Source organism: Candidatus Palauibacter sp. (genome assembly GCF_965216145.1).
Taxonomy (GTDB): Bacteria; Gemmatimonadota; Gemmatimonadetes; order Palauibacterales; family Palauibacteraceae; genus Palauibacter.
This window is the reverse complement of sequence record NZ_OZ244149.1, coordinates 666,258-678,854: the sequence shown is the minus strand read 5'-3', so window position 1 is coordinate 678,854 and position 12,597 is coordinate 666,258. Positions and strand designations below refer to the sequence as shown.

15 protein-coding genes are annotated in these 12,597 nt (G+C 68.5%); 3 read left to right on the top strand and 12 right to left on the bottom strand.

The annotated features are described in order from the left end of the window. Nucleotides 1-41 precede the first annotated feature (41 nt). From ACOOHF_RS02965 to nthA, 5 genes are all read right to left on the bottom strand, one after another. A complete protein-coding gene (locus ACOOHF_RS02965) occupies nt 42-455 on the bottom strand; it encodes a type II toxin-antitoxin system VapC family toxin (protein WP_420463310.1) in 414 nt (137 codons plus the stop codon). 29 nt (nt 456-484) lie between these two features. After that, nucleotides 485-766: a type II toxin-antitoxin system Phd/YefM family antitoxin gene (locus tag ACOOHF_RS02960; protein ID WP_419936216.1), complete on the bottom strand. Its 282-nt coding sequence runs from the start codon at nt 764-766 to the stop codon at nt 485-487. A gap of 95 nt (nt 767-861) precedes the next feature. Beyond that, on the bottom strand, nt 862-1,254 hold the full coding sequence (locus ACOOHF_RS02955; protein ID WP_420463309.1) for a nitrile hydratase accessory protein: 393 nt from the start codon (nt 1,252-1,254) through the stop codon (nt 862-864). Further along, a complete protein-coding gene (nthB, locus tag ACOOHF_RS02950; protein WP_420463308.1) occupies nt 1,254-1,910 on the bottom strand; it encodes a nitrile hydratase subunit beta in 657 nt (218 codons plus the stop codon). Before nthB ends, ACOOHF_RS02955 begins: the two co-directional genes overlap by 1 nt. Next, nucleotides 1,907-2,644 (bottom strand): nitrile hydratase subunit alpha, encoded by a 738-nt coding sequence (nthA, locus tag ACOOHF_RS02945; RefSeq protein WP_420463307.1) that lies wholly within the window; start codon nt 2,642-2,644, stop codon nt 1,907-1,909. Before nthA ends, nthB begins: the two co-directional genes overlap by 4 nt. A gap of 128 nt (nt 2,645-2,772) precedes the next feature. Between nthA and ACOOHF_RS02940 the strand changes: the two genes are divergently transcribed. After that, nucleotides 2,773-3,282 carry a thiamine pyrophosphate-binding protein gene (locus ACOOHF_RS02940; RefSeq protein WP_419936219.1) on the top strand — a complete coding sequence of 170 codons (510 nt, stop codon included), beginning with the start codon at nt 2,773-2,775 and terminating at the stop codon, nt 3,280-3,282. A 14-nt stretch (nt 3,283-3,296) separates the two neighbouring features. Then, on the top strand, nt 3,297-3,917 hold the full coding sequence (locus tag ACOOHF_RS02935) for a thiamine pyrophosphate-dependent enzyme (protein ID WP_420463306.1): 621 nt from the start codon (nt 3,297-3,299) through the stop codon (nt 3,915-3,917). Here the strand turns inward: ACOOHF_RS02935 and ACOOHF_RS02930 are convergent. Both ACOOHF_RS02930 and ACOOHF_RS02925 read right to left on the bottom strand, forming a co-directional pair. Further along, complete coding sequence (locus ACOOHF_RS02930) at nt 3,914-5,368, bottom strand: amidohydrolase family protein (RefSeq protein ID WP_420463305.1); 1,455 nt, start codon at nt 5,366-5,368, stop codon at nt 3,914-3,916. The two genes, ACOOHF_RS02935 and ACOOHF_RS02930, sit on opposite strands and share 4 nt — an antisense overlap. Before the next feature lie 128 nt (nt 5,369-5,496). Next, nucleotides 5,497-6,162, bottom strand: coding sequence for a peroxiredoxin (locus ACOOHF_RS02925; RefSeq protein WP_419936222.1), 666 nt, complete (start codon nt 6,160-6,162; stop codon nt 5,497-5,499). A 201-nt stretch (nt 6,163-6,363) separates the two neighbouring features. Between ACOOHF_RS02925 and ACOOHF_RS02920 the strand changes: the two genes are divergently transcribed. Then, on the top strand, nt 6,364-7,227 hold the full coding sequence (locus ACOOHF_RS02920; protein WP_420463304.1) for a DUF4198 domain-containing protein: 864 nt from the start codon (nt 6,364-6,366) through the stop codon (nt 7,225-7,227). Here the strand turns inward: ACOOHF_RS02920 and ACOOHF_RS02915 are convergent. The 5 genes from ACOOHF_RS02915 to ACOOHF_RS02895 all read right to left on the bottom strand — a co-directional run bounded on the left by ACOOHF_RS02915 (nt 7,224) and on the right by ACOOHF_RS02895 (nt 12,536). Further along, nucleotides 7,224-8,204 carry a D-2-hydroxyacid dehydrogenase gene (locus tag ACOOHF_RS02915; protein ID WP_420463303.1) on the bottom strand — a complete coding sequence of 327 codons (981 nt, stop codon included), beginning with the start codon at nt 8,202-8,204 and terminating at the stop codon, nt 7,224-7,226. The two genes, ACOOHF_RS02920 and ACOOHF_RS02915, sit on opposite strands and share 4 nt — an antisense overlap. A gap of 218 nt (nt 8,205-8,422) precedes the next feature. Then, nucleotides 8,423-9,532, bottom strand: coding sequence for a hypothetical protein (locus tag ACOOHF_RS02910; RefSeq protein WP_419936225.1), 1,110 nt, complete (start codon nt 9,530-9,532; stop codon nt 8,423-8,425). Between the two features lie 137 nt (nt 9,533-9,669). Beyond that, a complete protein-coding gene (locus tag ACOOHF_RS02905; protein WP_420463302.1) occupies nt 9,670-10,992 on the bottom strand; it encodes a hypothetical protein in 1,323 nt (440 codons plus the stop codon). A gap of 21 nt (nt 10,993-11,013) precedes the next feature. Then, complete coding sequence (locus ACOOHF_RS02900; RefSeq protein WP_420463301.1) at nt 11,014-11,760, bottom strand: hypothetical protein; 747 nt, start codon at nt 11,758-11,760, stop codon at nt 11,014-11,016. Nucleotides 11,761-11,867: 107 nt separating this feature from the next. Further along, nucleotides 11,868-12,536: a hypothetical protein gene (locus ACOOHF_RS02895; RefSeq protein WP_420463300.1), complete on the bottom strand. Its 669-nt coding sequence runs from the start codon at nt 12,534-12,536 to the stop codon at nt 11,868-11,870. Nucleotides 12,537-12,597: the final 61 nt, after the last annotated feature.

Genomic DNA, 12,597 nt, shown 5'->3' with positions numbered 1-12,597 from the left:
AGATTCGAGAAAGACGTTCCCGCGGGAACGCGTGTCTGTGTTCAGTCGGTGCGGCGCAGATCGCCGGTGTCGGCCACGCCGAGGCCTTCCCGTTCGGCGGCGTCGCTGAGGCGCTGATCGAGGCAAAGGAACAGCAGCGGGTCCGAAAGCTGCTCGCTCACCAGCAGGGCGGCACCAAGTTGACCGGCATCGGCGGCCCGGAGCGGGTGCCGCGCCAGCACCGCATTCGCCCGGGCGCGCACGGAGAGCACATCGATCACTTCGTCCCAGCCGGCGGCGAAGCCACGCAGGCGGTCGAGAACGGTCCGCCGATGCCGCCGGGTCAGCGCCCCTTCGCGCGTGCGCCTCTCAATCGCGCTCGTGATCTCGGTCCCCGTCCAGGCCCATGTGACGATGTGATCGTCTTCCAGAAGCCACGTTCGAGCCAACCGGCTACCGGGCTCGGAGACGATCAACGGGACAAGCGCCGATGCGTCCCAATACCTCATAGCCGGTCGATCCGGTCCTCCGCCAGGGCCTGCGAAATGCTCGTCGACAGTTTCACGGGAGGGTCGTCGAGAATCGAGGTGGCCGGTCCCGCGCGGGGCCGGAGAAGACCATCGCCAACCAACCGATCGCGGAGGGCGTCCTCGCCCCCTGGCCCGGGCGCCATCAACCTGGCGACCGGCACGCCGCGGTCGAGGATCTGAACCTCGCCGCCCCGCCGGACGTGGCGAAGGTAACGCGAGAGATTGGCCTTGAGGGCCGAAATCGACACGGTAGTCATAGGACCAATCTAGTCTCGGTAAAAAGACCAATCAAGTCACAACTCGCGCGAAGGCCCTAAGTCGTCGCGGCGTCGAGCGACGGATGGATCGTGCCTCAGTCGTTGCGGCGCAGTTCCACCGGTTGGCCGTGGGGGGTGTGCCGGTAGGCGTCCGCCCACGCCTCCTTGCAGTCGTCGAGGGCTGCGGAGGTGCTCAGCCGGCGGTCGACGACGAGCCGTTCGAGCGCGGCGACCCAGTGGTGGTAGTACCGGGTGCCGTCGTCCGGTTCACCGCGCGCCTCGGCCGCCGCAAGTTCGTCGGCGAGCGTCCGGGCCCACTCCTTCCAGGTGAAGTGTCCCTCCTCGGAGAGCTTCACGGCGAGGGCGAAGGCTTGCGCCTGCCACGGGGCCTCGAACACCGGGCCCTCGTCGTCCGCGGGCAGGGGAGGGAGTGCCGCGAGGCGCTCGGCGTCGACCCCGTTGGCGTCGACCCGCTCGGCGCCGGCCATCACGCCGGCTCCAGGTAGTCTTCCCACAGGTCGACGTACACCGAGTCGCCCGCGGAAGCCCGCTCGCCCCATAGTTCCCGGGCCTCGAAGCGAACCGAATAGACGTGCTGCGGGCGGCGGTCGCGGGGACGCCGCCCGTCCTCGTCGGTGTCCTGCAGCGCGTAGACGCCGTGATCCTCGACGACCGTTCCCGCTCTCCCGCGCACGTAACGCGGCTGCCGGGTGTGGCCGCGCGGGTGGAGGTTGCGCGCGCGGACCTGGTCGTTCGGTCCGAAGCGGGCGGATACGTCCCTGTCGAGGAGTCCGGCTCCCAGCGCACCGCTGTTCGACCCCGGGAGCATCTCCGGCCGGGGCGCGCCCGGATCCGGGTAGCCCGTCTCCAGTTCCGTCTCCGAGATGAGGCCGCTCACGAGCAGCCGGGTGGTCATCATCCGGAACCAGCGCTCGTAGTAGGACAGACTGAGGTATTCGACCGGCGGGATGGTCTCGAGCGTGAAGCGGAAGGGGGGCCACTCGCGACCCCGGCCCCACGGGCCGACGGCCCTCATGAGAGCGTACACGCGGCCCTCCCAGCGGTGGTGGAAGACGGGCTCGTTCTCTTCGGGATCGATCGGGCCGAAGCCGTCCATGCCGCCCATGTCGTGGATCGTGTTCACTGGTCGCCTCCTGAGGGCGTCTCGATCCGTGACACGCCGATCATCGAGTCCCGGCTGACGATTTCGGCCAGTTCTTCCTCGGTCATGTCCTCGGTGCCGGCGGGTCGCTCGGGGAGCACCAGGTAGCGGATCTCGGCGGTGCTGTCCCAGACCCGGATCTCGACATCCCCGGGCACGTCGAGTCCGAACTCGCGCAGGACCTCGCGCGGCTCGATCACCGCCCGCGCCCGATAGGGGGCGGACTTGTACCACACGGGGGGCAGCCCCAGCGTCGGCCACGGGTAGCACGAACAGAGGGTGCACACGACGAGGTTGTGCACCTCGCGCGTGTTCTCGACCACCTTCATGTGCTCGCCCTGCCCGCCCAGATAGCCGAATTCTCCGATCGCGGCCGTCCCATCGGCGAGGAGGCGCTCGCGGTACGCGGGGTCGACCCAGGCCCGCGCGACGACCTCGGCGCCGTTCCGGGGGCCGACGCGGTTCTCGTAGGTGTCGACGATCTCGTCCAGCGCCGCCGAGTCCACCATCCCCTTCTCGACGAGGACGGACTCCAGCGCCCGCACCCGGAGGGCGATATCCGGCGGCACGTCCTGATGGTCGTGATCGTGGTCGTGGCCGTGATCGTCCGTCTGCTCGGCCATCAGCTTCCCCGGGGCCGCGAACGCGGCGGCCCCAACCGCCGCATCCTTGATGAATCCGCGCCGGTCGACCGGCCGCCCTTCCGATTCGTCCATACGCACCCCCTGCTGCATCCATGGTGACGACGGGCCGCAGGGCGGCGCAACCGGTCCGTCCATTCGGCGCCGCGGGTTCCGGCGCGAGCGGGATTGCGTCCCGCGTGCCGTCCGCGCACCCTTGGCCCATGACCGTCTCGTACGAGAACTCGAAGGCCGTCTTCGACGGCATCAGGGCCGCCGGGATCCGGAGCATCTCGGCCCTCCCGGAGACGTGGCTCGGGCTCCTCCTGCAGCGCGCCGAGGACGATCCCGAGGTCGAACTCATTCAGGTGGCCAAGGAGGAGGAGGCGATCGGCGTGGCGGCCGGCGCCTACTTCGCCGGCGAACCCCACGTCCTGCTGATGCAGAACCACGGGTTCTTCGCGGCGATGAACGGGATCATCTCCCTCGCCCAACTTTATTCCGTCCCGCTCTGCATGCTGATCGCGGTCCGGGGGCACTGGGGCGAGCCGTATCCGTGGCACACGCGCGGCGGGATCGTGACCGAGGCCCTCCTGCAGGCGCTCAATATCCCGTATCACCACGCGCGGGATCCCGCCCTCGTCGCGAAGGAGATCGCCGAGGCGTACACGCTCTCGCAGAGTTCGCTCTCGCCCGTCGCGCTGCTCCTCACGCGCGACCTCATGGAAGTCTGACCCGCGGAGGGACGTTGGAACGCGCACAGTGTCTGGAACTGATCTATCCCGAGATCGAGGACAAGCTCGTCGTCACGATCATGGGCGCGTGCGCGCAGGAACTGTACGACCTCGGGCACCGCGAGAACTTCTTCTACCTGCAGCACGCGATGGGACTCGCCTCCTCGATCGGCCTCGGCCTCGCGAGCTATCTGCCGCATGAGAAGGTGATCGTGCTCGACGGAGACGGCTCCGCGCTTATGAACCTGGGCACGTTCACGACGCTCGCGCGCTACCGGCCCCGGAACCTCCTCCACATCATCTTCGACAACGGGAGCCTGCTCTCCACGGGCGGGTTCGAATCGCACACCACGTCGGGGATCACCGACCTCGCGGCGATCGCGCGCGGGGCCGGGATCGAGCATGCGGTCTCGGTGGATTCGCCGATGGCGTTCGGGGAGGCTTTCGTCGAGGCGATGGAACGGGATGACCTGAGCGTGATCGTGGCCAGGGTCGACGCGGTGGGTCCCGACAACTACGGGATGGACTTTGCGCTGCCCGAGAACGCGTTCCGGTTCAGGCGCTGCGTGCAGGAGCGGCGGGCCGCGACGGGCTGGACCCCGCCCCCCATGCCGGGGCACATGGGCGCCGCCTAAGGGGGAGGCCCCCCCACCGCAGTTCCGGCTTCGGTCGCCACGCGCTCCACCACCGCCCGGACGCGTGCTCCGAAGGCGTGTGCGCGTTCCATCGCCTCCGCTTCATCCACCGTGAGGATCCGTCCGTCCCGTACCACGATGCGACCGTTCACGAGCACGGTGGAGACATCGCTCCCCCGAGCCGCGTAGACGAGGTGCGAGTAGACGTGGTAGAGCGGAGTGAGTCCGGCCCGGCGCGTGTCGAGCAGCACGATGTCGGCCCGCTTCCCCGGCTCGAGCGAGCCGATGCGGTCGTCCAGGTTGAGCACGCGGGCGCCGCCCATGGTGGCCATCCGGAACACGGTCTCGGCCGGGAGCGCGGTGGGGTCGCCGTTCGTGAACTTGTGCAGTTTGGCGGCCGTGTCCATCTCGTCGAACAGATCGAGGTTGTTGTTGCTCGCCGCACCGTCGGTGCCGAGTCCCACCGGGATCCCGGCCGCCAGCGCCTCTACGACCGGGGCCGCCCGCCGAATCCCCAGCTTCAGGTTGCTCTCGGGGTTGTGCGAGATCCCGGCTCCCCCGGCCGCGATCCGCGCGATATCCTCCTCGGAAAGGTAGATGGCGTGCGCGAGCACGGTGCCCGGGCGCAGGGCGCCGATCGACGCGAGAGCCTCCACGACTCCCATGCCGGTCAGTTCGTTCGCCGTCGCAAACTCGCTGGCGTCTTCCGCGGCATGGATCTGAAACGGAGCACCGAAGTCGATGGCCAGCCGAGCCGTCTCGCGGACGTCGTCGAGCGAGGTCGTGTAGAGCGAATGGGCGGCCGTCCCCGGGACCAGAGTGGGATGATCCCGATACCTCTCGAGGAACTGCGCGGCGTCCCGGAGCGACGCCTCCGGTGACCCGAAGTCCGGTGCCGGGAATCCGATGACGTGCGGGCCGAGGACGGCGCGGATGCCGGCGTCGATCACCGCCCGCGCCGCATCATCTCGGAAGTAATACATGTCCGCGAAGGTGGTCGTCCCGCTCTTCAGCATCTCGATCGAAGAGAGGAGCGTGCCCCAGTAGACGAACTCGGGATCGACCAGTGCGGCCTCGGCCGGGAAGATGTGGTCGTCCAGCCAGGTCATGAGCGGCATGTCGTCGGCGAGTCCCCGGAAGAGCGACATCGCGGCGTGGCCGTGGGTGTTGACGAGGCCGGGGATGACCAGGTGGCCCGTCGCGTCGAGGACCGGCACACCAGACGGCCGGGGGTCCGCTTCGTCCAGCAGGCCGGCGATCGCGTCCCCTTCCACGAGCACGGCGCCTCCCTCGAGGACGGTGCCGGCCTCGTCCATGACCACCACCGTCCCGCCGTCGATCAGGAGCCGACCGTCACGCGTCGCCTCGCCCGGGTCTGCCGAACACGCCGCCAGCAGCACGCAGACGAGAAGAGGGGCGTCCGTCCGTCCCATGACCTTGGCTCGGTTCACCGTCGGGACCCAGCCGCCCCCGCCCACAGCGCTCCGATGGGCACCAGGCCAGCTTGGAAACGGCGTCTGATCGTTACTGGAGGTTCGGCTAATCGTTATCGACGCTTGCCGGTGGTCGCCATGGATCGCTAGCCCTCCCGCGGTTGCGGGACGATCCGGATGTAGGGCAGGGGCTGCTCCCAGCCGTCCGGGAACCGCTCTCGCGCCACGTCGTCCGAAACCGCTGGCGCGATGATCACGTCATCACCCTGCTCCCAGTTCGCCGGCGTGGCCAGTTGCTTCTCGGCCGTGAGCTGGCACGAATCGAGGAGCCGCAGGATCTCGGCGAAGTTGCGGCCCGTGCTCATCGGATAGGTGAGCGTGGCCTTGATCTTCCTGTCCGGGCCGATGACGAACACCGAACGCGCCGTCGCGTTGTCCATCGGCGTCCGGCCCTCCGACGTGTCGCCCGCGTCCGCGGGCAGCATGTCGTACGCCTTCACGATCTCGAGGCCGGGATCGCCGATCAGGGGGTAGCCGACGGCATGGCCGCGGAGCGACTCGATGTCCTTTGACCAGGCCTTGTGGTCGCTGACCCCATCGACGCTGATCCCGATGATCTTGCAGTTGCGGGCCGCGAAGGCGTCCTGGAGCGCGGCGACGGCGCCCAGTTCCGTCGTGCATACCGGCGTGAAATCCTTCGGATGGGAGAAGAGCAGGGCCCAGCCGTCCCCGATCCAGTCGTGGAAGTTGATCGTCCCCTGGGTCGTCTCGGCGGTGAAATCCGGCGCCGTGTCATTGATGCGAAGCGTCATCGGTACTCCCGGGTCCTGGTTTGTCTCGGCAAGTCCGCCACCGGCGGCCACGGCCAATGATCGGCCCTTCAGGCAACGGGGACAACGCCGTCCCGCGCCGGACTTCAGCTATGGCCGAAACCTCGCCGATCCCTTCATGTTGATCGCCTTCGTCGATGCGCTCGAAGAACCGAAGGCCGTAGAACCTGGAGAGAGTTCAGAATGAAGATCGGACGCCGAGTCCTGCTGACCACCGCCCTGCTCACCGTCGCCATCGTCGCGACGGCGCGGGCGCACACCATGTTCCTGAAGCTCGAGAGCTTCTTCCTGGAGCCGCACTCGACGAACGTCGTCGCGCTGCTCAATGGGGACTTCGACAACAGCGAAAACACCATCACCCGCGACCGCATGCTGGATGTCCGGGTGGTGGGACCGGATGGGATCGTCCAGCCGCCGGCCTCGGCGTGGCGCGACACGGCGATGTTTCACTGGCACGCCGACAGCGTCGACACGGCGCTCCTCACCTTCGAGACGGGCTCCGCCGGCACCTACACGATCGGAGTCTCGACCGAGGCCCGGGTGTTCACACTCACCGCGCAGGAGTTCAACGACTACCTGGTCCATGACGGCGTCGTCGACGCGATCGCAGAGCGCGAGGCGGCGGGGAAGACGAACGACGAGGCCACCGAACGCTACAGCAAGCACGTGAAGGCGATCGTCCAGGTCGGAGAGGCGCAGAGCGGGGAGTGGGCCGAGGAACTCGGCTACCCGGTGGAGTTCATCCCCCTGCAGAACCCGTACGATCTCGATGTCGGCGACGAACTCGAGGTGCGGTTCCTCCGCGCCGGCGAGCCGGTGGCGAACCAGATCGTGTACGCGAACCACGAGTTCAATCACGAGCACGACGACACGGGCGGGCACGTCGACGCCGTGGAGACCCGCACGGACGGGAACGGCGTCGCGACGATCCCCCTGATGGCAGGTGGGCGGTGGTTCGTCCGGGCGATCCACATGGTCGAGACGACCTCGGAGCCCGACGTGGACTACGAGTCGAACTGGGCCACGCTGACGTTCCAGATCCGCTAGTAGCCGCGCCCTCGGTCGACGACCGCGAGGAGCGGCTCGCCGGCCACGAAGCGCCGCAGGTTCTCTCGGAATAGGACCCACATCCGCTCCATGTGTCCGTCGGAGTCACCGCCGAGGTGTGGCGTGATGATCACGTTCGCCATCGACCAGAGCGGGTGGTCCGGCGGGAGCGGCTCCGGGTCGACCACGTCGAGACCCGCAGCGGCGATCCGTCTCTCCCTGAGCGCCGCGACGAGCGCCTCGGTGTCCGTCGTGCGACCGCGGCCCAGCGTGATGTAGAAGGCGTTCGGACGCGTCAGCCGAAAGAACGCGTCGTCGATGAGGCCGTCGGTCTCCGGCGTGAGGGGCAGGGCGTTGACGATCACGTCCGCCTCCGGCACCAGTTCCAGGAGTTCCGAGGCCAGACCGACGCGTTCCACGAAATCGGGTCCCTCCCGGCTGCTGTTCCGGGTCGCGATGACCCGCATCCCGATCCCATGCGCGATGCGGGCCGTCTCCGTGCCGATCCCGCCGAGGCCGATGACGAGCATGGTACGGCCGCGGAGTTCGAGCAGTTCGCTGCCTTCGCCGACGTAAGGGGAGGGACCGGTGAGGGGGGTGATGTCCCAGCTTCGCTCGTGCTGAAGGTCGCGGGCGATGTGGAGTCTGCGGCTCAGCGCGAGCGCCATGCCGAGTGCGTGTTCCGCGCCGCCCGGGGCGAAGATGCGCTGTGCGTTGGTGAGGAGGATGTCCTCGGCCTCGGCGAAGCCGGGGATCGCCAGGTAGCGCTCGACGCCCGCCGAAGCGAGTTGCACCCAGCGGAGCTGGTCGCCGGCCGCGAGGATGTCCGCGTTCAGCGCCCCGAGGACCGCGTCGGCGTCGGACGCCTCTGCGGCCGCGGCCCGCGCGTTGTCGACGACGACGAGGTTCACGCCCGGGGCCACCTCCGCCAGTTCGGCCGTGCGTCCGGGCCACAGGTCGACTGCGACGACCTTCACGGGAGCTTCCCAGTCAGGAGAGGAACGATCGGGCGACGGGCCCGGACGCAGGCCGAGCACCCCGGCCGGCGTGCCCGCGGCGTCGGCGGCGCTTTCCGGCGCTCGATCCGCCCGGCAACCCGCGAGCGCGAGCCCGGCCAGCGATGCGCACGCGACGCGATGCCCGGCCTGGCGAGTTCGCGGGCGCCCGCGCCACGGCCGACTCCCCGGAGGGCGCGCTACCGATCCCCCCCGGTGCGCTCCTGGTAGCGGGCGCCGCTCAGAACGTTGGAGATCGCGTAGTTGCCTTCGTGGCAGGCGTACTCGTAGAGCAGATGGTCGAAGCGCTTGAAGGGGACCTGTCCGCCCCAGCTGCTCGTGTAGGTCCCGGGGTCGTCGATCGTGAACTCGTACAGGATCGTCTCTTCATCCACGCGCGTGAAGCGCTCGACGACCTTCCGGTCCTTCGACGGCGCCACGCCCCGGAATGCGTGTTCCGGATTCAGGTTCGTCGTCTCGACGACGAGCGTCCCATCCTCCCAGTAGCCCCACGAATCCCCGAACCACGGACGAAGGTCGTCCGACGACTCCGCATCTCCGGCCTCCGTCGTCTCTCGCTCCTCCCCCTCCCCGGGCGGGTCGCGCAACTCGATGATCCGGGCATCGTGGACCATCTCGGCCACGATCACGATGTAGTCCTCGTTCTGCGCGACCGTGTAGCTGTTGTTGTACCAGTAGTTGGGCAGCATCGGAGGTCCGGCGCTCGAACCGAACGAGACGATGCATCGCTCGGAGAGAGGCCGAAGCTCGGGGTGGTCGAACTGGCCGAACCGGCTGCGGAATTCCGCGGCCTCCTCCAGCCGGCGACGCGCCTCCGACGTGAGCTCCGGGACTCTGCCGTCCGGCGGGTGCGTCACGAGCGAGCTCCGCGGCTCGCCGTTCACGATCGCCACGCGGTCGCCCGGCTCACGGTAGAATTCGTCGTAGCAGGTGGTCGCCCCGTCGATACACACGGTGTGGTCGCCCCCCGGCGGCAACGCTCGATCGGGATCGACCGGGGCCGTACGGTCGGCGACGGTCTCGGCCTGCCCCCCCTCGATCGCGGCCACTTCCTCCCAGGTCAGTACAGGCCCCCGGCCCTCGGGGCGTTCGAAGGGGGTGAGGGTCTGGTTGGTCCAGTTGCCCTGCAGATCCGGGTGCCCGTACGGGGTCAGCGGAGGCTCCCAGTCGGCCGAGGCAGTCTGGGTTCGGGCCATACCGGGCAGGAGCAGGGCCGCGGAGGCCCCGAGGGCGAGCACGCCGATTGCGACGTACCTGGACGGGCGGGAGCCGAAGTGATCCGTACTCATCGTTCCTCCTTCGCGCCGGCGTGTAGTTCGGCCACGGGGTCAATCTGTCCTCCGCAACTCACCAACGCGAGACGTGGAACGAGAAAGGGCCCGGTCACCCGGGCCCTTTCGGATAATTCAACCGTGTTGCGGCGGGATCAGAAACCGCCGCCGCGGCGCTGCGCTGTCCGACCCGTCGATTTGCCGCCCGAAGGGGCGCTGACGCGACGAGCCACCGTCGGCGTGCTCTTGGCCGGTTGGGCCGCACTCGAAACGGTTGGGGTGGAGGAGATCTGCAGGTTGTATCCACCACCGCCGCGGCGCCGGGCGGTGCGGCCGGTGGAACTGCCGCCGGAGGAGCCGCTGGAGCGGCCGATCGACGGCGTGCCCCGCGAACTGCCGATGAATCGGGTCGCACCGCCGGAACTACGCCCGCTGCTGTAGCCCCGGCCACTGATCACCCGGCCGCCGTTGTTGGTGTCACCGACCCGGATGATCCCCGGGCCGTACCCGTAGCCATAGCCGTGCCCGTAACCGTACCCATAACCATAAGGGAATCCGTACCCGTACAGAGACGATTGGTAGCCGAACCCGAATCTGGAGTAGGGGTATCCCCAGCGGGAGTAGCCGCCGAAGAACGGATCGTAGAGTCCGCCGTATCCGAGGGCCGGTTGGTTGCCGACAGCACCTTCGGAGGAGAGGGCGAAGTACTCCGGATAGCTCCGCGCGATCATCATGTCGATGACGTCCTCCGGGACGCCCGCATCGGCAAGCTGGACGAGCCGGCCCGCGTCGACCTCGAGGGGGCTCTCGTGTTCGACGACCCAGGCCTCGACCGCCTCCGGATCGACGTTCTGCGCGGCCTCGACCACATCCTCGACCGAGTAGCTGCCGGAGGCCGCGAGCCGCATCGAGCGCACCGCCAGGCTCCGGTCGGCCGCGATCTCACCCAGGCCGACGGCGTCCGCCTCACTCTGCATCGCGAGCCGATAGCGGGTCACCCAGGTCAGCTTCGCGTCGTCCACCGTGACGACGCGAGTATCGATCCAGACCTCGGGCGAGATCATCGCGAACATCCCGCTCGACGCGCGTTCCACGCCACCGTCGCAGGTCTGGTCCACCCGCATGAAGACCCGGCCGGGTCGCGAAGCGAAGGCTGCGCGCCGCGAGCCGCGGCAGCCCTCGAGGCTCGACTCGCGGGGCTGTCCGTCCGCCCGCACGACCTCTCGCGAGGTGATCTCGCCGTCTTCCACCCAGACCATCTCGACGCCGGCCTCGCCGGCGCTCGGCTGGAAGCAGAGGAGCGATTCGGGCGCGTCGGCCGTCGTCGAGGTGCGGACGGGCTGCCAGCACCCCATGAAGGCGAGCCAGCGCCCGTCCATCTCCTGTGCCGCCACGTTCGCGAGCGGTCCGGCGGTGAGCATCGCGACGGCGGCGACGAGGAGGGCGGGCCCGATTCGGGCGAGTCGCGGTTCATTCATGAGACTTGACCTCGATGTTTGTTACAGCCGCAGCGAGAAGCCGAGTGCGGCGCGGAGACCCGTCAGGTCGATCGGATCGAACCCGACGAAGTCGTTGCCCATGTCCGCACTGGCCCAAGAATAGCGGGCTTCGGCGGTGAAAATCCACCGCAGCCCGAGCGAGTAGTCGAAACCGGCCGTCGCGTAGGCGAGCGGCGAACCGTCGCTCGACGCGAAATGGTCGACGAAGATGTCCAGGGTCTCGTAGTCGACGAACTCGCCCGACTGCTCGAATTCGTACCAGACAAAGCCGACGCCGCCGCCCACGAAGGGGGCCCACTTGGCGGGGATCCAGGCGAGATCGCTGATGCGGCGACCCCGCTCCGTCAGGTAGGCTTTCAACCCGACGGTAAAGGGGACGCGGCGGAAATTCGTCGTCTGCAGGATCGGCAGGTCGTCATCGCCGATGAAATCGCGGGATTCGGAATCGATCTCGCTGTTCTCGTACCCGAGCCCCAGCGAGAGGTCGATTCGGCCGGTGAGCTGGATTCCCAGATCGCCGGCAATGGCGGCCGAGTTGAAGTCGCTCTTCTCGACGGTGAGTTCGTTGCGCGTGAAGTCGAAGATCTCGCCCTCCGCGCGCGGCATCGCGTACCCGAACCGCAGCCCCAACGTCACGTTGGGACGGCGGAAGAGAAAGTCCTGCGCGAGGGCGATGTCCGCGGCCCAGGCCCCCGCCAGGACCGCGAGGCCGACCGCCATCGAGAACCGTCTTGCCTGGTACGTCACGCTCCCCCCTTCTGTCGGCGCCGAGAGCGCCACACCCCGTTCTTCGACCTTCCACCCCCTAACACGAGGCAATGGCCCTTTGGGTCACATCTGGCGGGAGGTCGTGGTTACCGGACGATCACGGAGGCTTCCTGCTGGACTTCGCCCCCGCCCGAATCACGCGCCGTGACCGTGAGCGTCGTGCTCCCCGCGGCGACGGCGACCACGGTCAGAGTGCTGCCTGAAGCCTGCGCGGCCGCCACGAGGATGTTCGCGGTCGCCGCGTCGAATTCCAACTCATCACCCTCGGGATCGGAGAAGTACTGCGACAGGTCGATCCGCTGCGCCTGTCCCGCCGTAAGGGTCAGGGCCGGGAGCGACCGCACGACGAGCGGTGGCTGATTCGGCACGTTCACGGCGAAGTTCTGCACGGCCTCCCCGCCGGCCGTATCGCGCGCGACGATGGCGCCGGCGGCCTGGCCCGTGCCCACCCCGACCACCGTCATGATGTTGCCCGCCACCGACGCGCCCGCCACGAGCGCGTTCGTCGTGAAGGCTCCGTACGCGAGCGGATCGCCGTCGGGATCCTGGAAGAAGGCGGACACGTCCACCGTGACGTGGTCGCCGGCGGCGATGTTGATCAGCGGCACCATCCCGACCGGCACGGGCGCCTCGTTGAGCGTCGCGGGTTCCATCGGCCCGTCCTCGCTCTCGACGCATGCGGCCACCGCCATGACGCAGAAGGCCGCCGCGGTGCAGGCCCATACTCTTCCAAAACGCAGGTTGTTACGTATCATGGTTTTTCTCGTCTTCCTGTCTTGATAAGGGTTCAGTCCCGCCCGACGTTCGCCGCGAGAG

What these genes read in the sequence shown, in the direction of transcription:
- ACOOHF_RS02905 (WP_420463302.1), bottom strand. Translation starts at nt 10,992, where the DNA reads ATGAATGAACCGCGACTCGCCCGAATCGGGCCCGCCCTCCTCGTCGCC.
- ACOOHF_RS02920 (WP_420463304.1), top strand. Translation starts at nt 6,364, where the DNA reads ATGAAGATCGGACGCCGAGTCCTGCTGACCACCGCCCTGCTCACCGTC.
- ACOOHF_RS02925 (WP_419936222.1), bottom strand. Translation starts at nt 6,162, where the DNA reads ATGACGCTTCGCATCAATGACACGGCGCCGGATTTCACCGCCGAGACG.
- nthA (WP_420463307.1), bottom strand. Translation starts at nt 2,644, where the DNA reads ATGGACGAATCGGAAGGGCGGCCGGTCGACCGGCGCGGATTCATCAAG.
- ACOOHF_RS02940 (WP_419936219.1), top strand. Translation starts at nt 2,773, where the DNA reads ATGACCGTCTCGTACGAGAACTCGAAGGCCGTCTTCGACGGCATCAGG.
- ACOOHF_RS02955 (WP_420463309.1), bottom strand. Translation starts at nt 1,254, where the DNA reads ATGGCCGGCGCCGAGCGGGTCGACGCCAACGGGGTCGACGCCGAGCGC.
- ACOOHF_RS02895 (WP_420463300.1), bottom strand. Translation starts at nt 12,536, where the DNA reads ATGATACGTAACAACCTGCGTTTTGGAAGAGTATGGGCCTGCACCGCG.
- ACOOHF_RS02910 (WP_419936225.1), bottom strand. Translation starts at nt 9,532, where the DNA reads ATGAGTACGGATCACTTCGGCTCCCGCCCGTCCAGGTACGTCGCAATC.
- ACOOHF_RS02960 (WP_419936216.1), bottom strand. Translation starts at nt 766, where the DNA reads ATGACTACCGTGTCGATTTCGGCCCTCAAGGCCAATCTCTCGCGTTAC.